19 protein-coding genes are annotated in these 21,564 nt (G+C 72.6%); 7 read left to right on the top strand and 12 right to left on the bottom strand.

Translation table 11 applies throughout. The features are described from left to right. Nucleotides 1–113: 113 nt before the first annotated feature. The 4 genes from FHR78_RS03515 (at nt 114) to FHR78_RS03500 (ending at nt 2,827) form a co-directional block, all read left to right on the top strand. The gene (locus FHR78_RS03515; RefSeq protein ID WP_166759101.1) at nt 114–722 is read left to right on the top strand and encodes a dTDP-4-dehydrorhamnose 3,5-epimerase family protein; all 609 of its coding nucleotides are present in this window, start codon (nt 114–116) and stop codon (nt 720–722) included. A gap of 6 nt (nt 723–728) precedes the next feature. Then, nucleotides 729–1,589: a glucose-1-phosphate thymidylyltransferase RfbA gene (gene rfbA, locus FHR78_RS03510; protein WP_166759100.1), complete on the top strand. Its 861-nt coding sequence runs from the start codon at nt 729–731 to the stop codon at nt 1,587–1,589. 67 nt (nt 1,590–1,656) lie between these two features. Next, the gene (locus FHR78_RS03505) at nt 1,657–2,559 is read left to right on the top strand and encodes a M15 family metallopeptidase (RefSeq protein ID WP_166759099.1); all 903 of its coding nucleotides are present in this window, start codon (nt 1,657–1,659) and stop codon (nt 2,557–2,559) included. 37 nt (nt 2,560–2,596) lie between these two features. Continuing rightward, nucleotides 2,597–2,827, top strand: a complete 231-nt coding sequence (locus FHR78_RS03500) for a hypothetical protein (protein WP_166759098.1) — start codon at nt 2,597–2,599, stop codon at nt 2,825–2,827. A gap of 54 nt (nt 2,828–2,881) precedes the next feature. On the opposite strand, the gene FHR78_RS03495 is transcribed toward FHR78_RS03500, so the two are convergent. The 6 genes from FHR78_RS03495 to FHR78_RS03470 all read right to left on the bottom strand — a co-directional run bounded on the left by FHR78_RS03495 (nt 2,882) and on the right by FHR78_RS03470 (nt 9,781). Beyond that, nucleotides 2,882–3,745 (bottom strand): glycosyltransferase, encoded by an 864-nt coding sequence (locus FHR78_RS03495; RefSeq protein WP_166759097.1) that lies wholly within the window; start codon nt 3,743–3,745, stop codon nt 2,882–2,884. Further along, nucleotides 3,742–4,881, bottom strand: coding sequence for a glycosyltransferase (locus FHR78_RS15530; RefSeq protein ID WP_166759096.1), 1,140 nt, complete (start codon nt 4,879–4,881; stop codon nt 3,742–3,744). The genes FHR78_RS03495 and FHR78_RS15530 overlap by 4 nt, the downstream gene beginning before the upstream one ends. Before the next feature lie 61 nt (nt 4,882–4,942). After that, on the bottom strand, nt 4,943–5,902 hold the full coding sequence (locus tag FHR78_RS03485; protein ID WP_166759095.1) for a GDP-mannose 4,6-dehydratase: 960 nt from the start codon (nt 5,900–5,902) through the stop codon (nt 4,943–4,945). A gap of 3 nt (nt 5,903–5,905) precedes the next feature. Further along, nucleotides 5,906–6,895, bottom strand: coding sequence for a GDP-mannose 4,6-dehydratase (locus tag FHR78_RS03480; protein WP_166759094.1), 990 nt, complete (start codon nt 6,893–6,895; stop codon nt 5,906–5,908). A 106-nt stretch (nt 6,896–7,001) separates the two neighbouring features. Further along, entirely contained in the window at nt 7,002–9,167 is a 2,166-nt protein-coding gene (locus tag FHR78_RS03475) for a carbohydrate binding domain-containing protein (RefSeq protein ID WP_166759093.1), read from the bottom strand. After that, the gene (locus FHR78_RS03470; RefSeq protein WP_166759092.1) at nt 9,164–9,781 is read right to left on the bottom strand and encodes a hypothetical protein; all 618 of its coding nucleotides are present in this window, start codon (nt 9,779–9,781) and stop codon (nt 9,164–9,166) included. The genes FHR78_RS03475 and FHR78_RS03470 overlap by 4 nt, the downstream gene beginning before the upstream one ends. Nucleotides 9,782–9,976: 195 nt before the next feature. On the opposite strand from FHR78_RS03470, the gene FHR78_RS03465 reads away from it, so the two are divergent. From FHR78_RS03465 to FHR78_RS15520, 3 genes are read left to right on the top strand one after another with little or no spacing between them, the layout of a single operon-like run. After that, a complete protein-coding gene (locus FHR78_RS03465) occupies nt 9,977–10,225 on the top strand; it encodes a hypothetical protein (protein ID WP_166759091.1) in 249 nt (82 codons plus the stop codon). Further along, nucleotides 10,222–11,751 (top strand): glycosyltransferase, encoded by a 1,530-nt coding sequence (locus tag FHR78_RS15525; RefSeq protein WP_166759090.1) that lies wholly within the window; start codon nt 10,222–10,224, stop codon nt 11,749–11,751. Before FHR78_RS03465 ends, FHR78_RS15525 begins: the two co-directional genes overlap by 4 nt. Further along, a complete protein-coding gene (locus tag FHR78_RS15520) occupies nt 11,748–13,250 on the top strand; it encodes a glycosyltransferase (protein ID WP_166759089.1) in 1,503 nt (500 codons plus the stop codon). Before FHR78_RS15525 ends, FHR78_RS15520 begins: the two co-directional genes overlap by 4 nt. Here the strand turns inward: FHR78_RS15520 and FHR78_RS03450 are convergent. From FHR78_RS03450 to FHR78_RS03425, 6 genes are all read right to left on the bottom strand, one after another. Next, complete coding sequence (locus FHR78_RS03450; RefSeq protein ID WP_166759088.1) at nt 13,227–14,318, bottom strand: glycosyltransferase family 2 protein; 1,092 nt, start codon at nt 14,316–14,318, stop codon at nt 13,227–13,229. The two genes, FHR78_RS15520 and FHR78_RS03450, sit on opposite strands and share 24 nt — an antisense overlap. After that, on the bottom strand, nt 14,315–15,262 hold the full coding sequence (locus FHR78_RS03445; protein ID WP_166759087.1) for an NAD-dependent epimerase/dehydratase family protein: 948 nt from the start codon (nt 15,260–15,262) through the stop codon (nt 14,315–14,317). Before FHR78_RS03445 ends, FHR78_RS03450 begins: the two co-directional genes overlap by 4 nt. Before the next feature lies 1 nt (nt 15,263). After that, a complete protein-coding gene (locus FHR78_RS03440; RefSeq protein WP_347878030.1) occupies nt 15,264–16,280 on the bottom strand; it encodes a glycosyltransferase in 1,017 nt (338 codons plus the stop codon). Nucleotides 16,281–16,363: 83 nt separating this feature from the next. Then, nucleotides 16,364–18,253, bottom strand: a complete 1,890-nt coding sequence (locus tag FHR78_RS03435; RefSeq protein WP_166759086.1) for a hypothetical protein — start codon at nt 18,251–18,253, stop codon at nt 16,364–16,366. Then, entirely contained in the window at nt 18,250–20,547 is a 2,298-nt protein-coding gene (locus FHR78_RS03430) for a hypothetical protein (protein ID WP_166759085.1), read from the bottom strand. Before FHR78_RS03430 ends, FHR78_RS03435 begins: the two co-directional genes overlap by 4 nt. After that, on the bottom strand, nt 20,547–21,404 hold the full coding sequence (locus FHR78_RS03425) for a glycosyltransferase family 2 protein (protein ID WP_166759084.1): 858 nt from the start codon (nt 21,402–21,404) through the stop codon (nt 20,547–20,549). Before FHR78_RS03425 ends, FHR78_RS03430 begins: the two co-directional genes overlap by 1 nt. Nucleotides 21,405–21,564 lie beyond the last annotated feature (160 nt).

Here is a 21,564-nt window from a genome sequence, read left to right as displayed (position 1 = left end):
CGGTGCTCCCCATCGCTCGTCGTGCGCGCCTCCGCGCGCTCGGTCCCGACGATCCTAGCGGGCGGCGTCCGGGGCCCGACGGACCCGGGGGCCGCCGTTGCTAGACTCTCGGGGTGCAGACGAGAGAACTGACCATACCCGGGGCCTGGGAGTTCACGCCGAAGCAGCACGGCGACGACCGCGGCGTCTTCTTCGAGCAGTACCGCCACGACGTCCTGCAGGAGGCGGTGGGCCACCCGCTCGCCCTGAAGCAGACGAACACGTCCGTGTCGGCCCGCGGCGTCGCCCGGGGCATCCACTACGCCCTGGTGCCGCCGAGCCAGGCGAAGTACGTCTCGGCGCCCAAGGGCGCCTTCATCGACTTCGTGATCGACATCCGGGTCGGCTCGCCCACCTTCGGGCAGTGGGACAGCGTGGTCATCGACGACGTCGACCGCAAGGCCGTCTACCTCTCCGAGGGCCTCGGGCACGCCATCGTCGCCCTCACCGAGGGCGCCACCGTCAACTACCTGGTCACCGAGACCTTCAACCCCGAGCGGGAGAAGGGCCTGAGCGTCCTCGACCCCGACGTCGGGCTCGTGTTCCCCGACGACGTCGGGGAGATCCTCCTCTCGCCCAAGGACACGTCGGCGCCGACGCTGGCCGAGGCCGAGTCCCTCGGGCTGTTGCCCACCTGGCAGGAATGCCAGGACCTCTACCAGCAGCTCCGAGCTGCGAACTAGGCAGGTATGCGCGGAATCATCCTCGCCGGCGGGTCCGGCACACGTCTCTACCCCATCACCAAGGGCATCTCGAAGCAGCTGATGCCGATCTACGACAAGCCGATGGTCTACTACCCCTTGTCGACGCTGCTCTCCGCGGGCATCCGCGAGATCCTCATCATCACGACGCCCGACGACGCACCGCAGTTCCAGCGCTTGCTCGGCGACGGCAGCGACCTCGGCATCGAGCTGACCTACGCCGTGCAGCCCTCGCCCGACGGCCTGGCGCAGGCGTTCGTCATCGGCGAGGAGTTCATCGGCGACGAGAAGGTCGCCCTCGTGCTCGGCGACAACATCTTCCACGGCGTCGGCCTCGGCTCGAGCCTCCGGGCGAACACCGACCCCGACGGCGGCGTGATCTTCGCCTACCACGTGGCCAACCCGCGGGCCTACGGCGTCGTCGACTTCGACGAGACCTTCACGGCGCAGTCCATCGAGGAGAAGCCCGAGCACCCCAAGAGCAACTACGCGGTGCCCGGCCTCTACTTCTACGACAACTCCGTCGTCGAGATCGCGAAGCGCATCGAGCCCAGCCCCCGGGGCGAGCTCGAGATCACGACCATCAACGAGGAGTACCTCAAGGCGGGCAAGCTGCAGGTGCAGGTGCTCGACCGCGGCACGGCCTGGCTCGACACGGGCACCCACGAGTCGATGATGCAGGCGTCCGAGTACGTCCGGGTCATCGAGCAGCGCCAGGGGTACAAGATCGGCTGCATCGAGGAGCTCGCCTGGCGTCGCGGCTGGATCGACGACGAGCAGCTGCGTGCCCTCGCCGCGCCGCTCGTCAAGAGCGGCTACGGCACGTACCTGCAGGGGCTCCTGGGCTAGTCCCCCTTCTTGCCGGTCCCCGGTCGGGGGGTGGTGTCCCCCCGGGGGTCCGTGCGATGTTGGGAGCATGGACTCCTCTGTTGGTCAGGCAGAGCCGGGGGACACGGCGGTGAGCGGCTTCGGCCGACGCCAGCTGCTGTCGATCGCGGCTGTCGGTGCGGCGACCGCCGGCACCGCCCTCGCCCTGCGACCCGAAAGCGCCCGCGCCGCCACCACCCTCGCCGAGACGAGCACCTCCGTCGCGAGCGTCGCCGAGGCGCTCGAGGCCGCGAAGGTGAACGCCTGGGGCGGCCTCTCGAACGGCCAGATCCCGTCGTCGTACCTCATCCCGGTCGTCGCCTCGGTCGCCGGGTCGGGCTACCTCCGCGACGACGCCGCCCGCCAGTACCTCTCGATGAGCCTGGCGTTCTCGAACGCGGTGGGCCGTCCCCTCGCCATCACCGAGGGCTACCGCAGCTACGCCCGCCAGGTCGAGTACTGGAACAAGTACCAGGCCGGCACGGGCAACCTCGCCGCCTACCCCGGCACGTCCAACCACGGCTGGGGCATCTCGTGCGACTTCGGCGCCGGCGTCGACCAGGCGGGCAGCGCCGCCAAGCGCTGGATGGACGCGAACGCCCCCTCCTACGGCTGGAACCCCACAGGGAACGGCTTCAGCCGGCCCGAGCCGTGGCACTTCGACTACGTCGGCTCCTACGCGGGCAAGCCGACGAGCACCGGCGTCGACAAGGACTCCGACGTCCTCATCATCCGGACGACGCAGGCCCTCAACGAGCAGGCGATCGGCTACACGGCCCTCGTCGGCGTCCGGAGCCTGCGGCACCTGAACTCCATCGACATGATCAACTCGATGCGCGTGCTCGGGGTGCCGTACTACGAGATCAACCGCAACCAGTTCTACGCCGTCATCAACTCGCTGGGCCTGCCCCGCGCCTCCCTCACCCAGAACGCCGACTACTGGCGTCGCTGACGCCGTCCTCGACCACACGACCCCTGGAGACACGACAATGCTGATCATCCGATGCACCGACAACCTGCCCGAGGTGGGCGGAGGCTACGTCTGCATGGTGGGCGTCCGCAGCCTGCGCCACATGACGACCATGGACATGGTCAACGCCATGCAGGCCGTCGGCGTGCAGTACAAGAACCTCAACGCGTCCGGCTTCTACGCCGCGCTGAGCTCCCTCTCGATCCCGCGGAGCGCGCTGAAGACCGGGGCCGACTGGTCCGGTCGCTGACGACGGCGGCCCGTCCCGACAGGTCCGTCTCGACCCGGACGGGCCGCGTCCGCGTCAGCCGTGCCGGCGACCGGCGGCGATGCTGAGGGCCGCCCGCACCCGCAGGCCGACGCCCACGGCGGCGACCACGGGCCGCCAGAGCAGGCCCGGGTGCGTCTTCGCGATGTAGCGGTGGGCGGAGGCGTGGTGCGCCCGCACCATGACGTCGGCCGCCCTCGCGGTGCTCTCGCCGCCGATGTGCATCACCTCGGCCGAGGGCACGAACAGGTTCGACCAGCCGGCCGCGGCCATGCGCCGACCGAGGTCGACGTCCTCGAAGTACATGAAGAAGTCGTCGTCGAAGCCGCCGACCTGCTCGAAGGCCTCGCGGCGCACGAGCAGGAACGCCCCCGACAGCCAGCCGACCGTCGAGGTCTCGGCGGACGACGAGACGTCGCGCTGTTGGTAGCGCCGCGTCCACGGGTTCGCCGGCCACACGCCCGACAGCAGCGCGTGCCCGATCCCCGTCCGGATCGAGGGCAGGGCGCGCGCCGACGGGTACACGGTGCCGTCGGGGTCGAGGATGCGCGGTCCGAGCACTCCGGCGCGCGGCGCGTCCCGGGCGGCCTCGAGGAGGCGCGTCACCGTCTCCGGGGTCGCGATCGTGTCCGGGTTGCAGACGAGCAGCCACTGCTCGTCGTCCTGGGCACGGGCGGCGCCGATGTTGGCCGCGCTGCCGTAGCCCACGTTGCCGGGGGCGCGCACCAGGGTGACGTGCTCGTGGGAGCCGCTGACCGCCTCCGGGGCCCCGTCGGTCGAGCCGTTGTCGACCACGAGGAGGCGGCCGGGCGGGAACCCCGCGGGCAGCAGGGAGTCGACGAAGGCGGCGAGGGTGTCGCCGGGGTTGTACGTCACCGTGACGCAGAGGACGCCCGTCACGAGGCGCTCCGTGCCGCGGCCGTGTAGACGTCGGCGTGCTCGGCCGCCGTGCGGCGCCAGGTGAAGGTGAGCGCGCGGTCGCGACCTCGGGCGCCGAGCTCGGTGCGTCGCGGCTCGTCGTCGAGCAGCGCCTCGAGCGTGCGCCCGAGCGAGTCCGCGTCGGGCTCGCAGTACACGGCCACGTCGCCGCCGACCTCGGGCGCGGCGAGTCGGTCGGTCGTCACGACGGGGACGCCGCTCGCGAGGGCCTCGAGCACCGGCAGGCCGAAGCCCTCGGCCACGCTGGGGTAGGCGACCAGGGCCGACGAGGCCAGGAACGCGGGCAGCAGGCGCTCGTCGACGTAGCCGAGCCAGCGCCAGGGGTCGTCGGGCGTCGCGCCCTCGAGGCGCGCCACCGCCGCGTCGTCCCACCCGCGGCCTCCGGCCAGCAGGAGGCGCGGTGCCAGATCCGGCCGTCGCTCCGCCAGCCGGGTCACCGCGTCGAGCAGCGGGCCCACGTTCTTGCGCGGCTCGATCGTGCCGACGAAGGCGAGGTAGGGGGCGTCGCCGAGGCCGAGCTCGCGACGCATCTCGGCCTCGAGCCGGCGGCCGGCGGGGCTGTAGCGCTCCGTGTCGACGCCGTGGAACGACACGGCGACGGGGTGCGACGGCGTGCCCGCCCAGCGACCGACCTCGTCGGCCGTGGCCCGGCTCGGGGCGATGCAGCGGTCGGCGTGCCGGGCGGCGACGCGGATCCAGCGTCGGAAGAACGGGCCCTTGAGGCGCCCGTGCAGCTCGGGGTGCGAGAAGAACGTCGCGTCGTGCAGCGTGACCACCCGGGCGGCGCGCACCAGCAGGGGCATCGTGTAGTGCGGGGAGTGGACGACGTCGGCCCGGACGCGGCGCGCGAGGCGGGGGAGGGCGGTCTGCTCCCAGAGCAGCCGACGCGCGACCGAGGTGGTCGACTCGGGCACGGGGTGCAGCACGGCGGACGGGGCGTCGTGCTCGAGCCACGCGACGTCGCGCCGCTGGCACGCGACGTGCAGCACGAGGTCGTCCCGGCGCGCCAGCTCGGGCACCAGCTCACGGAGGTAGCGTCCGACCCCGCCGGAGTCGGCGGGGATCGAGGTCGCGTCGAGGAGGACGGTGGTGCTCACGGGTGGTGCTCCTCGGGTCGGTCGGTGGCGCGGCGGGTCGCACCGCGACGGTGCTGCGGGGTCAGCGGTCGGCGTCGACCATGGCCGAGACGATCTCGGTGAACGACCGGGTCGGCGCCCAGCCCAGCGCCTCGCGGATGCGGGTGGCGTCGCCGCGGAGCTCCGTCGCGTCGACGGGCCGGACGAACTCGGCGTCGCTGCGCACGAGGCCCGTCGTGTCGTCGATGCCGACGCGGGCGAAGGCCGCGTCGACGAAGTCCTGGATGCTGTGCGACTCGCCCGTCGCCACGACGAAGTCGTCCGCGACGTCGGACGTCGCGACGCGGGCGAGCGCCTCGGCGTAGTCGGGCGCCCAGCCCCAGTCGCGCCGCACCGTGAGGTCGCCGAGCACGAGCTCGTCCTGCTCGCCCCGGGCGATGCGGGCGGCCGACGCCGTGATCTTGCGCGTCACGAACTGCTCGGGTCGGCGGGGCGACTCGTGGTTGTAGAGCACGACTCCCGAGGCCCGCATGCCGGCGGCGCGGTAGGCGCCGACGAGGAGGTGCGCGTAGGCCTTCGCGGCCCCGTACGGGTTGACGGGGGCGACACGGGTCGACTCGGTCTGCGGCGACTCGGCCGCCTGCCCGAAGATCTCGGCGCTCGAGGCCTGGACGAAGCCGGCGTCGCCGCCGTCGGCGTTGAGCTCGGCCACCGCCGCGAGGAGCGCCGCGACGGCGGTCCCGTTGAGCAGGCTCGTCTCGACCGGCCTGCGCCACGACTGCGCGACGCTGCTCAGGGCGGCGAGGTTGACGACGACGTCCGGCCGCACGTCGAGCACCAGGGCGCGCATCCGCTCGTGGTCGGTGAGGTCGCCGACGTGCAGGACGGCCTCGGCGGGGACGCCGTTCTCGACGAGGGGCGCGTGGTCCGCGCCTCCCGCGTCACGGACCACGCCGTGCACCTCGTGGCCCTGGGCCACGAGGTGCTCGGCGAGGTAGCTTCCGGTCTGACCGGCGATCCCGGTGACGAGCGCGCGGGACATGCCTTACTTGCCCTGCGCGGCCTTCTCGCGCTCCATGTCGGCGTCGACCATCATCGTCACGAGCGTCTCGAACTTCGTGGCCGGGGTCCAGCCGAGGGTCTCGCGGGCCTTGGCCGAGTCGCCGATGAGGAGGTCGACCTCGGCGGGGCGGAAGAACTGCGGGTCCTGGAAGACGTGCTTCTCCCAGTCGGAGATGCCGACGTGGTTGAACGCGATGTCGAGGAACTGGCGGACCGAGTAGGTCTCGCCCGTCGAGATGACGTAGTCGTCGGCCTCGTCCTGCTGCAGCATGCGCCACATGGCCTCGACGTAGTCGCCCGCGAAGCCCCAGTCGCGCTTGGCGTCGAGGTTGCCGAGGCTGAGCTGGTCCTGCAGGCCGAGCGCTATGCGGGCGACGGCGATGCTGATCTTGCGGGTGACGAACTCCGGTCCGCGGAGCGGCGACTCGTGGTTGAACAGCACGCCCGACGAGGCGTGCATGCCGTACGACTCGCGGTAGTTGATGGTCATGTAGTGGCCGAAGACCTTCGCGACGCCGTAGGGCGAGCGGGGCCACAGCAGGGTGGTCTCCTTCTGGGGGACCTCCTGCACGCGGCCGAACATCTCGGACGAGGACGCCTGGTAGAAGCGGACCTTGCCGATGTCGTCGCCCGCGTAGAGACGGATCGCCTCGAGCATGTTCAGCACGCCGAGGCCGGTGACCTGGCTGGTGAGCTGTGCGTTCTCCCACGAGTAGGCGACGAACGAGATGGCGCCGAGGTTGTAGACCTCGTCGGGCTTGGCGCTGTTGAGGGCGCGCAGCAGGCTGGACTGGTCGAGCAGGTCGCCCGTCAGGATCTTGACCTCGGGCGCCCACTCGGCGATCACGGGGATCTTCGGGTTGTTCTGGCCACGGACGAGTCCGTAGACCTCGTATCCCTTCGAGAGGAGGAGGCGGCTGAGGTACATGCCGTCCTGTCCCGTGATCCCGGTGATGAGGGCGCGCTTGGTCATTGTTGTTCCTATCGTTCGTTCCGGCCGACACGACATTCTAGCCAGGTGCCGCGTCGCGGACCCGTGTCACGGGCCCCCGGCGCGGCACCGGGGCCGGCGGAGGGGATCAGTACAGGGAGCCCGCGTCGAGGAACATCGTGTTGTTCACGGAGTCCTCGTAGACCTCGAACTTCAGCTGGCTGTGCGCCGACCTCGTCGGCAGCGCCACCTCCACCCGTGTCCACTGACCCGTCGTGGTGAACGACGTGCTCGCCGCCTCGGCGGTGCCGCCGAGGCCCCACAGCGCCAGCCGGCCCGAGAAGGGAGCGGCGGTGCCGCTCTTGACGTAGACGACGGCCGTGTAGGTCTCGCCGGGCGCCGTCTGCCGGGCCACCGTCTGGGACAGCGAGGTCCCGGCCGTGGTGGTGTTGGTCGCCGCGAAGTGCGTGCCCGACGCCGGCGCGACGCCGCTGGTGGCCTTCGTGTACGTGGCGAAGTTCATGCCGCGGCCGCTCGTCACCCAGCCCGCGGTCTGGCCGCCCTCGAACCCGGGGTTCGCGAGCAGCTGCTTGCTGATGCTGCCGTTGTCGAGCCAGAGGGTCTGGCCGTTCGCGGTCTTCATGTAGACCTCGAGCTTGAGCGACTTCGGCGTGACGTTCCCGGTGCCGAGGTTCACCTGGAACCTCTGCCAGCTCGAGCCCACCGAGAAGTCGGCCTGCCCGACGACGTTGCGCGACCCGCCGAGGCCCCAGAGGGCGAAGGTGCCCTTGTAGGGCGTGCTCGAGGTCGAGCGGAGCCACACCGTGGCCGTCCACGTCTGGTCCGGTCCCGCCTGCACGGGCACCTCCTGGGCGAAGCTGCGGCCGGCGACGGGCGTGTTGGCGGCGGCGAACCACGAGCCGTTCTGCGCGAGGGAGGGGTCGTTGTAGACCTGCCGGTTGATGTTGCCGTTGCCCGGCGTCCACGCCCCGAACGAGCCGCGCTCGAACGACGGGTCGATCATGACGTTCTGCTGCTCCGGCGCGCGGCCGAACGCGAGCGAGGTGTTGTCCATCCAGAGGTCGGAGCCGGTGGTCCCCATGTAGACGTCTAGCCGGATGGTGCTGTGCGAGCTCGCGCGGACGGGGAGGGCGACCTGCACCTTGGTCCAGGTCTGGCCGACCGTGAACGACTTCTCGGCCACCTCCTGGGTGCCGCCGAGGCCCCAGACGACGACCTTGCCCTTGAACTCCTTCGCCGCGCCGGAACGCAGCCACACCGTCGCCGTCGCCTGCTCGCCCACGTTGGTCGTGCGCCGGACGTCCTGCGTGACGGCCCGGCTCCCCACGCTCGTGTTCGTGGCGAGGAAGTAGTTGCCCGACTGCGCCTGGCCGGCGTTGTTCACCGCCACGCGGTTGATGAAGCCGTTGCTCCACTGCCAGCCGGACACCGAGCCGCCCTCGAAGGACGGCGCCTGCAGCCAGTTGGAGGGGCTGCCGAACCAGTCGGTGAAGTAGAGGTAGAAGTTGCGGTTGCCGTACGCGCTGCAGCCGTCGCCCGTGCCGTAGCCCGCGGCCAGCGCGGCCGGGTTGGGCGTGTACGGCGTGTAGATGTAGAGGTTCGCCGTCGCCTGGTTGGCGATGCGCACGCTCTTCGTGCCGCACGCCGCGTTGGGGTTGTACAGGACGTTGCTCGTGCGGCCGGGCTGGTAGCTCCACGACGAGCTCGTCTTCGTGTACCGCTGGAACTGGTGGGCGGCGTTGTAGACCTGGTTGGCGAAGCCGTAGTAGCGGGTGTCGCAGGCCGCGGTGTCGGGGCAGCCGTAGCCCATCGCGATCTTGTAGGCCGTGGCGGTGGGCGCCGTCGAGGTGACGAGGCCCTGCTCCTTCTGCAGCATCACGAGCAGCACCTGCGGGTTGATGCCGCAGGCCTGGCCCACTCGGTGCACGACCGACGCGGCGGTCTCGTTCGAGCTGCCGCCGAGGGCGCCGCAGTAGGCGTCGGCGGCCCGGGCGGGCGTCGCCGAGCGGTAGTCCTTGAGGCACGCCTGCCCGTTCGAGCCCTTGCAGGTCACGACCCGGGAGTTGAGGAACGCCTGCACGCCGTCGGCCGTCATGGCCGCCGCGTTGTAGAAGGTGGCGTCGCTGACGATGTTGCCGGCGTCGAAGTTGCGCGCGTCCGCCGTGGAGGCGGACTCCGCGGCTTCCGCAGCCGTCGCCGGCGATGCCGGCACGAGGCTCGAGACCCCGGTGAGGAGCCCGGCGGCGACGGCCACGGAGGTGGCCAGGGCGAGGAAGCGGGAGTGTCGTCTCATGGGATGGTGACCTCGTAGTCGGAGAGGGTGCCGGCTGCGGTGGGCGACGCGTACGCGACGCTCACCGTCCACGTCCCGGCGCTGAAGGAGGGGCTCGTCAGAGCCATGGAGCCGCAGTCGGTGCTCGACGCGGAGGGGAGGGCCGTGAACGACCCGGAGACGGACGCCGTGCCCATGGTGGCGGTGAGGGTGCAGACGCCGCCCTGCTCGACGACCTCGGGCACCGTCGCCCCGACCGTCAGGGTGCCGTCGGCCGCGGACCACTGGTCGAAGGTCACGAACGGCGTGACCGAGACGGGGGTCGTGCCCGCCGCGGGGGGCGCGGGCACCTGGGTGGTCTGCTGGCCGGGGCCGACGGGCGCCGCGCTCGTGGGCGACGGGGAGGGCGCAGGGGCCGCCGACCCGTCGTCCGCGGGGTCGGACGGCTCGGCGCTCGGCTCGACGGTGGGGGAGGGCGTGGTGCTCGGGGTGGCGTCCGCGCTCGCCGTGGGGGACACGGACGGCTGCGCGTCCGGACCTCCGTCGGAGGCCGCGACGGCCACGGCGGTGACGATCCCGCCCACGACGACGACGCCCCCGACGATGCTCCACGTGATGATGGAGGCTCTCTTCATGTGATCACTCGTTCCGGCACGGACCCTGCTCCGAGCCTGATGGGTTAGACGATATGCTAACGGCGCGACAGACCGGGCAGGGCGTTCTGGAGCGATCCGTACCGTCCCTTTCGGGGGACAAGCGCCCACGTGGGCACGCCGTCGTCGTCCCGTCGACGCGGGCGACGAGCAGGCACGACCTCGGAGGAAGCACAGATGGACCACGACCGGACGGACGCCGAGCGCGACCTCGACGAACTGCGCGACGCCGTGCTCGACGACTGGCTGACGGTCACCTCGAACGTGACCGACGCCCTGCAGGCGATCCAGCAGACCGTGTCCTGGCGCGTCACCCGTCCGCTCCGGTCGGCGAAGCTCTTCTCCAACAAGGCCAAGGAGGTGGGGTTCGTCCCCGCCGGTCGACTGGCGGCCGTCGAGGTGGCCCGTCGCCTGGTGCGCCGGTGACCACCGTCGTCCCGATCGACCCGGAGGTCGTCGGCGGCGAGGTCGACGACCTGCGCCGCGCGCTCGCCGCCCGGCTCGCGGTCGTGGCCGACGCGCTCGGCGTCGAGGTCGACGGTCTCAGCCCCTCTCGGACGCTGGACGCGCTCGCCCGCGTCGCCCGCGCCTCCTCGGACGACCGCTCGCGGTGGCTGCTCTACGTCGGCCTGACGGGCACGTTCCCGTCGGTCGCCGAGATGGGCAAGCTGACGCGGGCACTGCTCCTGTCGACGCCCGCCACGGCCCTGATCGGCGTGCTGCAGACGACGCTCGACGTGCAGTCGCGCACGCACTCCGGCCTGCGCACCATCGAGCTCGTCCGCGACACGGTGCTCGTCGACGTCGACTTCTGCGCCAAGTACGAGCACAACACGGGCATCCAGCGGGTCGTCCGGCACACGGTGCCCGAGTGGCAGGACGACCCCGAGCGGGCCCACCGCCTCGTCGCCTGGAACCAGGACAGCACGGGCTACCGCGAGCTCACCGAGCTGCAGCGCGACCGCGTGCTGCACTGGAGCGACCGCCGTCTGCCCAAGGCCGACGACCCCGTCCTGACCGACGCGCAGCTCGCGGTCGAGCACGTGCTCGTCCCGTGGGACAGCGTGCTGCTGGTCGCCGAGGTCCCGGCGTTCCACGTCTGCGACACCCTCACGTCGATCGCCCGGTTCTCGGGCAACCGCGTCGACGTGATCGGGTACGACGCCATCCCTCTCGTGATGGCCGACACCCTGCCGAACGCCGAGTCGGAGCGCTTCGCCCACTACCTGACCCTGGTCAAGCACTCGCGCCGGGTGCACGGCATCAGCGAGTCGGCCGCGAACGAGTTCCGCGGCTTCGTGAGCGCCCTGCCGAGCCAGGGCCTGACGGGCCCCGAGGTCGTCACGACCAGCCTCGCCACCGAGGTCTCGGCCGTCGCCCGGGCGGCCGCCGGACGCGTCGTGCGCGATCGCTCCGCCGACCCCGTCATCCTCTGCGTGGGCAGCCACGAGCCTCGCAAGAACCAGGACGCCGTGCTCTTCGCCGCCGAGCTGCTGCACCGGGAGGGCCACCGGTTCCGCATCGTCTTCGTCGGCGGGGGCAGCCGCACCGCGACCATGCACTTCGACAAGCGCGTCGCGGCGCTCTCCAAGCAGGGAATGCACGTCGAGTCCCACCGGCGCCTGGGCGACGACGACCTCTGGGGCCTCTTCGGCCGGGCCCGCTTCAGCGTCTTCGTCTCGCTGCACGAGGGCTTCGGCCTGCCGGTGGCCGAGTCGCTCGCCCTCGGCGCGCCCGTCGTCACCAGCGACTTCGGCAGCCTGGACGAGATCGCCCGGGTCGGCGGCTGCCTGCAGGTCGACCCCCGGGACGACACGGCCATCGTCGACGCGATGCGCCGCCTCCTCACCGACGACGCGCTGCACGACTCGCTCGTCGCCGACATCGCCCGTCAACGACCCAAGACCTGGCGTGCCTACGCCGACGAGATCTGGCAGGGGGTGGCCGCGTGATCACGCGACCCGTCCACGACCAGGGCCTCCGGCTCGCCGCCCGCACCGCCTCCTCGGCCTCGCTCGACTGGGACGCCCTCTCGGGGGCGCAGCTCGTCGAGGCGCTCTCGCGCCACCTCGGCGAGCCCAGCCACCGGCTGTCGTACCTGCTGCTCTCGGTCCTCGAACGGCGCGTGCCCCTCGCGTCCTCGGTCGTCGAGTTCACCCGGCAGTGGCGGATCGACGGCCTCGTGACGCCCCTGACCGCCGAGTACGCGCGGCTCGCGCGCTCGCTGCCCCGACGTGCCCGCCCCCTGGCGATCGTGGGCGGCGTCGTCGTCGACGTGACGGACACCAGCCGCAGCCGCTTCACGACGGGCATCCAGCGCGTCGCCCGCGAGACGGTCACGCGCTGGACCCGGGACGCCGAGGTGACCCTCGCCGCCTGGGACCCGTCGGGCCGGACGCTGCACGGCCTCACCGACGACGAGACGGGACGCGTGCTGCTCGCCGACGCCGGCGCGGTCGCCCCCGTCCCGCCGGGGGCCGCCCTCATCCCCTTCGACGCGACCTTCGTGCTGCCCGAGATCACCGTCGCCGCGGCCCGGACGGCGTCCCTGCGCTCGGTGGTCCGCTTCGGGACGCGACGCTCGGCCGCCATCGGCTTCGACTGCATCCCGGTGACGACCTCCGAGACGAGCGGACCGGGCATGCCGGGCGCGTTCTCGGAGTACCTCGCGATGCTGTCGCTGACCGACGTCGTCGCGCCGATCTCGAGCGCGGCCTTCACCGAGTACAGCGGGTGGGCGGCCATGCTGCCCGGCGCCGGCCTCACGCCGCCGCGGATCGAGACCGTCGGCCTGCCGAGCCAGGTGGGCAGCGTCGACGACGCGACCGTCGCCCGCGTGCGCGCACAGCTGGGCCTGGCGGACACGCCCGTCGTGCTGTCCGTCGGCAGCCACGAGCCCCGCAAGAACCACCTGAACCTGCTGGTCGCGGCCGAGCTGAACTGGCGACGGGGGCACGAGTTCTCCCTCGTCCTCGTCGGCGGCAACGCCTGGGGCGACGGCGAGTTCCAGGCGATGGTCGCCACCCTGCGCCGCAAGGGGCGTGCCGTGACCATGCTCTCGGGCGTGGACGACGACGTCGTGTGGAGCCTCTACCGATCCGCGCGCTGCACGGTCTTCTGCAGCGTCAACGAGGGCTTCGGCCTGCCCGTCGTCGAGTCGCTCGTCAGCTCGGTGCCGGTCATCACGAGCGACTTCGGCAGCATGCGCGAGCTCGGCGAGGGCCACGGCGCCCTCGTCGTCGACCCGCACGACCCGACGGCGATGTCCGACGCGCTCGAGCGGCTCCTCACCGACGACGAGCTGCACGCCGAGCTCGTCGCCCTCAGCGACTCGCTGCCGCGCCCCAGCTGGGACGACTACGCGGCTCAGCTGTGGCAGCTCGTCGTCGGCCCGGACACGGGCACGAGCGAGGCTGCCGCGTCGGGGTCAGCGACGGCCGAGACGAGCTGACACGCGCGCGCGGACCTGGTCCGCGAGCGTCGCGGACTCCAGTTCGTCGACCCGCAGCTGCAGCTCGTCGAAGCGCAGCTTCAGCGCGTGCGTGGCCTGCTGCGACTCGTGGTGGGTGTGCTGCAGGTCGGCGAAGCGGTGTGCGAGGGTCTCCTCCGCCTCCTCGGCCCTCGTCGCCCTCTCGAGCAGCGACGCGACGTACTCGGCCGCGACGGCCGGGTGCGGGGCGTCGAGCCCGCCGTCGTCGAGCACGACCGGGGCGGGGGCCGTGACGGTGCAGAGCTGCGCGAGGGGCGCGTCGGCCGGGGGAGCGGTCGCGAGGGTGGCCGACCACCGAGCAGCGAAGCGCCGGCCGTTCCGCTGTCCCAGGAACGCACGGTAGTCGGGCACGTCGTCGGTGGACGTCCCCGACTCGTGTCGCACGACGGCGGCCGGCTCGACGACGACGAGCCCGCCGGCGAGCCGCAGCCGCAACTGCAGGTCGACGTCCTCGTAGTAGGCGGGGGTGAAGAGCTCGTCGAAGCCGCCGACGGCGTCGAAGGCCGCCGCGTCGACCCAGAGAGCGGCCGCCGAGCAGTAGTCGACGGGCCGGGACGCGAGGAGGCCGTCGCGGCCCGCGTCGGAGTGCGCGGTGCCCGAGCCGAGCTGGACCGTGCCGGCGTCGGACCGGAGGCGGCTGCCGCTCTCCTGCACGACGTCGTCCTGGTCGACGAGGAGGCTGCCCACCGCGACGGGGGAGTCGGGCCGGTCGGCACGCGCGGCGAGGGCGGCGAGCCAGGTGGGGCGGGGCAGGGCGTCGTCGTTGAGGAACACCAGGGCCGAGCCGGACGCGGCGGCGGCGCCGGCGTCGCAGCCGCCGCCGAAGCCCGCGTTCTCGGGGAGGTCGACCCGGACGACGTGGTCGACGGCGTCGAGCGCCCGGCGCACCGCAGGGAGGGCGCCGTTCTCGACCACGACCACCTCGAAGTCGGGGGCGTCGACCTGGGCCTCGAGCGCGGCGAGGCACGCCCGGAGCTCGTCGACGAGCTTCCAGGCGAGGACGATCACGGAGATGCGGGGAGCGGTCATCGGCGGCCCTCCTGGAGCGCGAGGAGGGTCCGGTGGATGCCGGACGGCAGGGGCGTGAGCATGCGGCGGTCGATGTCGGGCCAGACCACCGACCGGAACCGCAGGTCGGGGGCCTGGACGGAGGCGGTGAAGTGGCTGCCCATCACGATGCGGGGCTTCCTCTTGGCGATCCGCTGCAGCTCGCTGATGAGCGAGCCGATGGTGACGCCCTGCTGCGAGGCGAGGATCTTGAGCGCCACGGTGGCAGGGGGCAGGGCGGCGGCACGGTCGACCGCGGCGACGGTCATCGCCGCGGCGTCGTCGACGTAGAGGTAGTCGCGGATGGTGTCGATGGGCACGTAGATCGACGACGGCCGCCCCTCGAGGTGGGCGAGGCAGAGCTGGGAGACCAGCCCCTGCGCCTTGCTCAGGTCTTGCCCGGGGCCGTACAGGTTGCTGTAGCGGCCGATCACGACCGGCACCCCCGTCTTCGCCGACCACTCGCGGAACAGCTCCTCGATGCGGAGCTTGCTCCACCCGTAGGGCGCCAAGGGGCGGGCCTCGGTCGTCTCGTCGAACGGGGCGCCGCTCGAGCCGGCGAAGGTGCCGCCGGCGGACGACGCGACGAAGACCGAGCCGCGGGAGGCGCGGGCCGGGTCGACCGCGACGGCTGCGGCCACCTCGGCCAGCACGCGGGCGATCACCGACCGCTCCTCGGCGAGGGCGTCGGCGCCGCTCGCGACGACCCCGGCGCCCGCCGTCCAGACGAGCGACCACGGGGCTCCGTCGATCATCAGGTCGCGGACGAGGGAGGACAGCACGCTGACCGAGGCGCCCGGGTCGCGCCAGGGCACGCGGGCCCGCGTCACGAGTCGGCCGTCGGCCTCGAGCGCGGCCGAGACGGCGCCCCCGAGCAGACCGCCCGCTCCGACGACCAGGTGGCGACGCTGCCCCGTCACGACCACGTCAGGAGTCGTGCGGGCGACGGCGGCCGAGCGGGCCGCGCCCCGGGTCGCTGACGATGAGGTAGGAGGGGCGGCCCATCGCCATGTTCACCGCGACGCCGACGTACTCGGCGACCACCCCGAGGGAGAACAGGATCGCGCCCGACGAGAGCAGCACCACGACGATGGTGGACGACCAGCCGGCGGCGAGCTGCGTGCCGGCGACGGCGGAGATGACGACGTAGAGGGCGAAGAGCAGGCCGACCGCCGCGAGGGCGATGCCGAGCACGCTGACCAGACGGAGCCCCCGGGTGCCCGAGGTGAGGACCATCTTCCAGAAGTGCGAGAGCAGCTTGCGCAGCGAGTAGCCGCTCTGACGGCCGCCTTCTTCGCGCAGCTCGACCGGGCTGGTCGTGATGCGCCGGGTGATCCAGCCGATCGCGACGTCGAGGTACACGCCCGAGCCGGCGTAGGCCGACACGCTGCGGCCGACGTCGCCGAGCACGAGCCGGTAGCTCTGGAACTGCGACGCGTCGCCCCCGCCCATGACGGTGCGGAGGACGATCTTGGCGCCCTTGGAGGCGGCGTTGCGGAACGGGCCGTGGGGCGCGGCGTTCGTCGGCTTCGCGTAGACGAGAGCGGCCTGCTCGCGCATGGCCGTGTCGAGCATCGAGTCGAGGTAGGCCGGGTCGTGCTGGCCGTCCTCGTCGATGGTCGCGATCCAGTCGCCGCCGGTCGAGGCCATGCCGGCCAGGGTCGCGGCGTGCTGGCCGAAGTTGCGGCTGAGCCAGACGCCCCGGACGAGCTCGTGCCGAGCCTCGAGGTCGCGGATGACGGCGTCGGAGGCGTCGGGGCCGTTGTCGTGCACCAGCAGGATCTCGGTGATGCGGCGCAGGTGGCCGTCAGGCGTCAGCCGCTCGGGAGCGAGGGCCAGGATCTCGTCCACGAGGGCCGGGAGGGTGGTCTCGCCCTGGTAGACGGGGACGACCACGGAGATGCCGTGCGCGGGCGAGACGGGGAGTTCGGCAGGTCTCGACACGGGATGTGACATTAGCACGGCGGCTTCGCCGGGCCGGGGCTCGCCGGGCTGCCCGGCGGCGGCGACCACGGGCCGCGGGGTGCTCACGAGGGGACCCGCCACAACGTCATCGTGCCGGTGATGCCCGGCAGCTCGAAGCCGGCCGCGTCGACGCGCTCGAGCTGGTCGCCGTACGCCGACTCCCAGTTGACCGTGCACGCGCTGTCGGTGAGCACCCAGCGGACGTTCGCCTGGCGCAGGTGTCCGAGGTCGAGCACGCCGGCCGTCCGGTCGGCCGAGACCTGGTCGATCGCCGCGCGGTCCTCGGGCCAGGCCATGCCGAGGTTGTAGTTGACGACGGGGACGCCCGCGGCGATCTTGAGCTGCATCGGCTCGGTGCACGGGTCGCCCACCAGCAGGCCCGTGGCGTCGCCGGAGCCGCCGGGCGTGTCCTCGATCGACCTCGTCGCGGCCGTCATCGCCTGGTCGCGGGTCGTGTTGTAGTCGATCAGCCGGTGGTAGTCGTCGTCCTGCGTGAAGCGGACGAAGTCGACCGCCGACAGGGCGGCGAGCCCGACCGCCACGGTCACCACGGCGCCCACGGCGCGCCGCGCGAGCGGCGCGAGCGCGGGGCCGTCCGCGAGGAGGTCGCGCAGCACGATCGCGCCGACGGGGAGGACGGTCATGCAGACGAGCACGAACGTGTCGAGCCAGAAGCGGTAGGGCTCCTGGTTGGCGCCCCAGATGTCGTTGGACGCGGCGAGGAACCAGGCCACGAGCACGCCGACGGGGTAGGCGACCCAGAGGGGGCGGCGCCGGGCGACGCCGGCCGCCGCGATGCCGAGCAGCGGCAGCCACAGCGCGGCGGCGGCCACGACGCCGCGCCAGTCGACGCCGAGGTTCGCGCTCGACTCGACCCGGTAGGTGAGGAACGGGTCGCCCGAGGCGACCCCGCCCAGCGTCGCGGTCAGCTGGGGGGCGGCCGCGGCCAGGGCGACGACGCCGTACACCGCGAGGAGGCCGCGGCTGCGGACGAGGGCGACGACGAGCCCGGGGAGCGCGGGCACGAGCCCGAACATCAGCGTCACGAGGGGGCCGGCGGAGTCGGCGATGCCGGGCCCGAACACGAAGACCGCGAGGACGCCGGCGCCCGAGACGAGCCACAGCCACCGTCGGCCGACCACGACGAGCCAGTACGCGGCGACCACGAACGCCACCAGGTAGATCGTGACGAGGAACGAGTACGTCTGGATGTTGGCCATCAGGCCGATCATCGCGGCCGCGACGACCGTCAGGACCGTCCGGACCCACGGGGTCCGGACGCGGGTCCAGGTGACGAGCAGCACGAGCAGGGCGGTGCCGCCCAGGCAGAGCGACGCCGTCTCGCCGTTGATCGTGAAGAGGGTGCCGAAGGCGCCCCAGAGCACCGCGTGCGCGTCGAGGCGCTGGAACCAGCCGTCGGGCGAGCCGGAGAACGACGAGAACGTGCCCACGAGGAAGGGCAGGGGCGCGAGCAGGCCCGCCCAGAGCCGACCGGACAGCACCACGATCGCGAGGGCCAGCACGGCCACGAAGACCAGCTGCACCCCGATGCCGCAGATGGCCCATGCCTGGAGGGGATCGAGGCCGGTGAGGCGCGAGACGTGTCCCAGCACGACGTACCAGAGGTGGGGGTAGTTGTTCACGCCCGTCTCGGTGAAGGGCTCGAAGGCGTCCGACTTGCCCTCGGCCGTGTTCACGACCATCGACATGTACGACAGCTGGTCGTAGGGGAAGTAGTCGCGGAACGAGCTCCACGCGAAGTCGGGACGGGTGAGCAGGGCCCCTGCCTGCAGCCACAGGTGGGCGATCGCGGCGACGACCGCGACCAGGGCGGCCAGCCCGGCACGGACCGGCCGTCGGGCCGCGATCTCGGTCGCCCGCGACCTCGCCGGCGGCCGGGCGGCCGTGTCGCGAGGGCCCTGCGTGGGCGGGGAGGTCGTGGCGCTCGTCACGGTGTGAGGTCCAATCTCGCGACGTCGTCCTGCAGGACGGCGGCGTGCTCGATGCCGATGGCCAGCGACGTGGCCATCGTGGTCGCGCCTCCGTCGACCGAGCCGGCCAGGATGACGTGGGTCGTGCCGGGGGCGAAGTCCGCGGGCAGCTCGACGACGGTGTCCGGCCCGGACACGGGCACGACCGTCCGGGCGCCGTCGGGCGTGGTGACGACGACGGCGTCGACCCCGACCTGGGTCGTCAGCTCGACCCGGAGGGTGCCCGGGATCGACACGTCGCGGTCGTTCTGCACGTCGACGCTGTTGATCGTGTTGTCGCCGCCGACGGTCGGGTCGGTGCTGCCCGGCGTCGCCACGAGGGGCTGCTCGACGGCCTCGCGGAGGTCGTCGAGCTCGGCCGCGGGCAGGTCGGTCGCGGCGTCGCGGAGGGCGCGGGGCACCGTGTAGAGCACCCACCGGCCGTCGGTCGAGGTGAGCGCGGGCGCGCCGAGCGCGCCGTCGAGGCCGGACTCGAGCTCGGCGCCCCGGTCGGAGAGCCCGTCGCGGTCGACGAGGACCCCGTCGAAGCCGACGACGGCGAGCTGGTCGGCGACGGAGGCCGGGTCGTAGTCCTGCACCGCGGCCGGCCACTCGGCCGCCGTGCGGCCCTTGATGCCGCCGCCCGACCACCGGACGGTCGTCGTGTGCAGGTAGGGGACGAGCAGCTCGGCGTAGTCGAGGCCCGTCTCGAAGTCGTGGCCGGTCGACGCGCTCGCCTCCGGGAAGTCCGAGTACGGCAGCTGGAGCACCTGGGCGCCGTCGCCGACCTCGGTCTGCACCTGCGAGAAGAAGGCCTGGCGCGCGGCCCAGCTCGCGTCGAGCTCGGCGTAGTCGGGGACGGCCTCGGCGCTGGTCTGGTCCCAGGTGCCGCCGACGAGCAGCACCGCCCCCACGGCGAGGGTCGCGGTGGCCGGCGCGAGGCGCAGGTGCGGTCGCCACGTCACGACGCGGGCGACCGCGGCGTCGAGCGCGAGCCCGAGGCCCGCCAGGGAGAGGAGGGCGATCACGATCGACATCCGGTTCGCGCCGCGCAGCGAGCTCGTGACGAACGAGAAGAGGCTCGACAGCCCGCCGAGCGTGCCGAACAGGAAGGCGACGAGCGCGAGGCCGGCCATGAGGCGGACGGTCCGGAACCGCTCCGCGTTCGCGGGCGCCGAGCCGGCGACCGGTCGCCGACGTCCGAGCAGCGACGACACGGCGACCACGACGAGCAGCACGAACCCGGCCGCCGCCACGGCGCCGAGGACGGGGGTCTCGGACCGGTACGGGAAGTAGTCGTCGTAGTAGTCGCGGAGGTTCGCGAGGAACGTCACCCGGTGCCCCGGCATCGGCAGCAGCAGCTGCGTCAGCTTGAGCGAGTAGTACTCGGTCTCGACGGGCGTGCGCACGAGGGCGCCGCCGTCCGAGCCGTTGCGCCACGACCAGAGCAGGTCGGGCAGCATGTTGAGGACGGCCGTCACGACGACGACCAGCCCCGCGACGACCGCGCCGCCGAGCCGGCGCAGGTCGCGCACGCGCCACCACGACGCGACGCCGACCAGGGCGACGAAGACGACCGTGAAGAACCCGTAGTAGGTGGCTCCCGTGACGACCAGTGCCAAGGAGGCGGCGACCGCGGCCCCCCGACCGGTCACGACCGCGAGCACCGGGTTCCGCGCCCCGGCGCGCCGCAGCCACAGCGGGCGGCCCGTCGCGATGAGGTGCACCACCCAGAACGCCAGGGGCAGCGTGAAGTAGCTCGACAGGGCCAGGTGGTTCTCGTTGCGGATGAAGTGGTAAGGGGCGAGGGCGAACAGGACGGCGAGCACGACCGCGAGGATGCGCGACATGCCGATCCGGAGGAAGAAGAAGGTGGCGGTGACCGCGACGAGGACGAACCCGAGCACGTACCAGATGTTGAGGGCGGCCGCCCAGTCGCCGAGCACGGCCGAGAGGACGCGGGCCGCCATGAACTGCAGGTTGTCGGCGGTCGGGAAGTCGTGGTACTGCTGCCCGTAGGGGGCTCCGAGCAACGGCTGCGACTCGTACCAGCCGGTCTCGGACACGGTCTTGAAGTGCGCCGACACGGCCAGCGCGTCGTTCCGGTCGAAGAACGGCACGGACCAGTCGGCCCGCCAGAGCTTCATGGCGAACGCGACCCCGGCGGCGGCGAGCAGCGCGGAGACGAGGTAGGTCGTGCCCCACCGGGCCGCCGCACGACCGAGGAGGCCGCCGCGCTCCGGCCCGGAGGCCGCCGCCCCGCGGCTCGCCGTCATCAGGGACGGCCCGCGACGCGCTCGCCGGCCTGCATCCGGCGCTTGAGGAGGAGGTACACCAGTCGTCGGGACTGCGCGGCGACACGGGCCCGCAGGTCGCCGAGGCGGCGGTCGGCCGTGCGGACGACGTCGGGGTGCTCGCGGTGCAGCTCGGCGTGGTAGCCGCGTGCCTGGCGGGACTGCTCGGCCGAGAGGGCCACGCTCCACTGCGTGGAGCTGAGGCGGAAGCCGCCCGCGAGCCCGGGCACCGCGACCAGGTCGCCCCGGAGCAGGGTGCGGCAGTAGCTCGCCTGGTCGATCAGGTAAGGGAACGCCGGGTACCAGCCCCCGGCCTCGAGGAGCGCCGAGCGTCGGAAGGTCACGCAGAACGGCTCGCCGAAGACGTTGGTGCCCGCGCGCACGGTGGCGCGGACCGCCTCCGTGCCGGGGACGAGCCGACGGCCCCAGTCGCGGCCTCGACGGCGCAGGACGGTCGCGCTCGACGCGTCGATCAGCGACCGGGGGGAGGAGGCGAGCACGGCCGTGGGCTGTTCGTCGAGCGCCTCGACGTGGTCGCGGAGCGTGCCCGGGTGGAGGACGTCGTCGCCGGGCACGAGCCGGAGGTACTCGCCGGTGGCGGCCTCGGTCACGCGCGTCCAGTTCGCCGGTGCCCCGCCTCCTGCGGGCGTCTGCAGCAGTCGCACCCGGGGGTCGTCGGCGTAGGCCTGGAGGCGGGCCCAGGTCTCGTCGGTCGACGAGTGGTCGGCGACGACCAGCTCGAAGTCGTAGAAGTCCTGCGACAGGACGGAGCGCACCGTCTCGTCGATGAACTCGGCGTTGTTGTAGGACGGGATGACGACGGTGAGACGGGGGGACATGCACGCTGCTCTCTGGCTCGATCAGTGAGCCAGTGTACTGGCGGTCGACGACGGGGCGGCGAGCGTCGCGCGGGCTGTCGGGACGATGTGTGATGATGATTCGTCGCCTGCCGGGCGACGTCGTCGCCCCGGCGGCTGGACTGTCGCCGCGGAAGGCGCG

The sequence above is a fragment of the Frigoribacterium faeni genome, from assembly GCF_011761235.1.
GTDB lineage: Bacteria > Actinomycetota > Actinomycetes > Actinomycetales > Microbacteriaceae > Frigoribacterium > Frigoribacterium faeni_A.
The sequence above is the reverse complement of the archived record's forward strand: the minus strand, read 5'-3'. Positions and strand labels throughout refer to the sequence as shown.

Excerpts from the sequence above, each read along its gene's own strand:
- rfbA (WP_166759100.1), top strand. The coding sequence starts at position 729 with ATGCGCGGAATCATCCTCGCCGGCGGGTCCGGCACACGTCTCTACCCC.
- FHR78_RS03505 (WP_166759099.1), top strand. The coding sequence starts at position 1,657 with ATGGACTCCTCTGTTGGTCAGGCAGAGCCGGGGGACACGGCGGTGAGC.
- FHR78_RS03500 (WP_166759098.1), top strand. The coding sequence starts at position 2,597 with ATGCTGATCATCCGATGCACCGACAACCTGCCCGAGGTGGGCGGAGGC.
- FHR78_RS03485 (WP_166759095.1), bottom strand. The coding sequence starts at position 5,902 with ATGTCCCGCGCGCTCGTCACCGGGATCGCCGGTCAGACCGGAAGCTAC.
- FHR78_RS03480 (WP_166759094.1), bottom strand. The coding sequence starts at position 6,895 with ATGACCAAGCGCGCCCTCATCACCGGGATCACGGGACAGGACGGCATG.
- FHR78_RS03475 (WP_166759093.1), bottom strand. The coding sequence starts at position 9,167 with ATGAGACGACACTCCCGCTTCCTCGCCCTGGCCACCTCCGTGGCCGTC.
- FHR78_RS03470 (WP_166759092.1), bottom strand. The coding sequence starts at position 9,781 with ATGAAGAGAGCCTCCATCATCACGTGGAGCATCGTCGGGGGCGTCGTC.
- FHR78_RS03465 (WP_166759091.1), top strand. The coding sequence starts at position 9,977 with ATGGACCACGACCGGACGGACGCCGAGCGCGACCTCGACGAACTGCGC.
- FHR78_RS03450 (WP_166759088.1), bottom strand. The coding sequence starts at position 14,318 with ATGACCGCTCCCCGCATCTCCGTGATCGTCCTCGCCTGGAAGCTCGTC.
- FHR78_RS03430 (WP_166759085.1), bottom strand. The coding sequence starts at position 20,547 with ATGACGGCGAGCCGCGGGGCGGCGGCCTCCGGGCCGGAGCGCGGCGGC.
- FHR78_RS03425 (WP_166759084.1), bottom strand. The coding sequence starts at position 21,404 with ATGTCCCCCCGTCTCACCGTCGTCATCCCGTCCTACAACAACGCCGAG.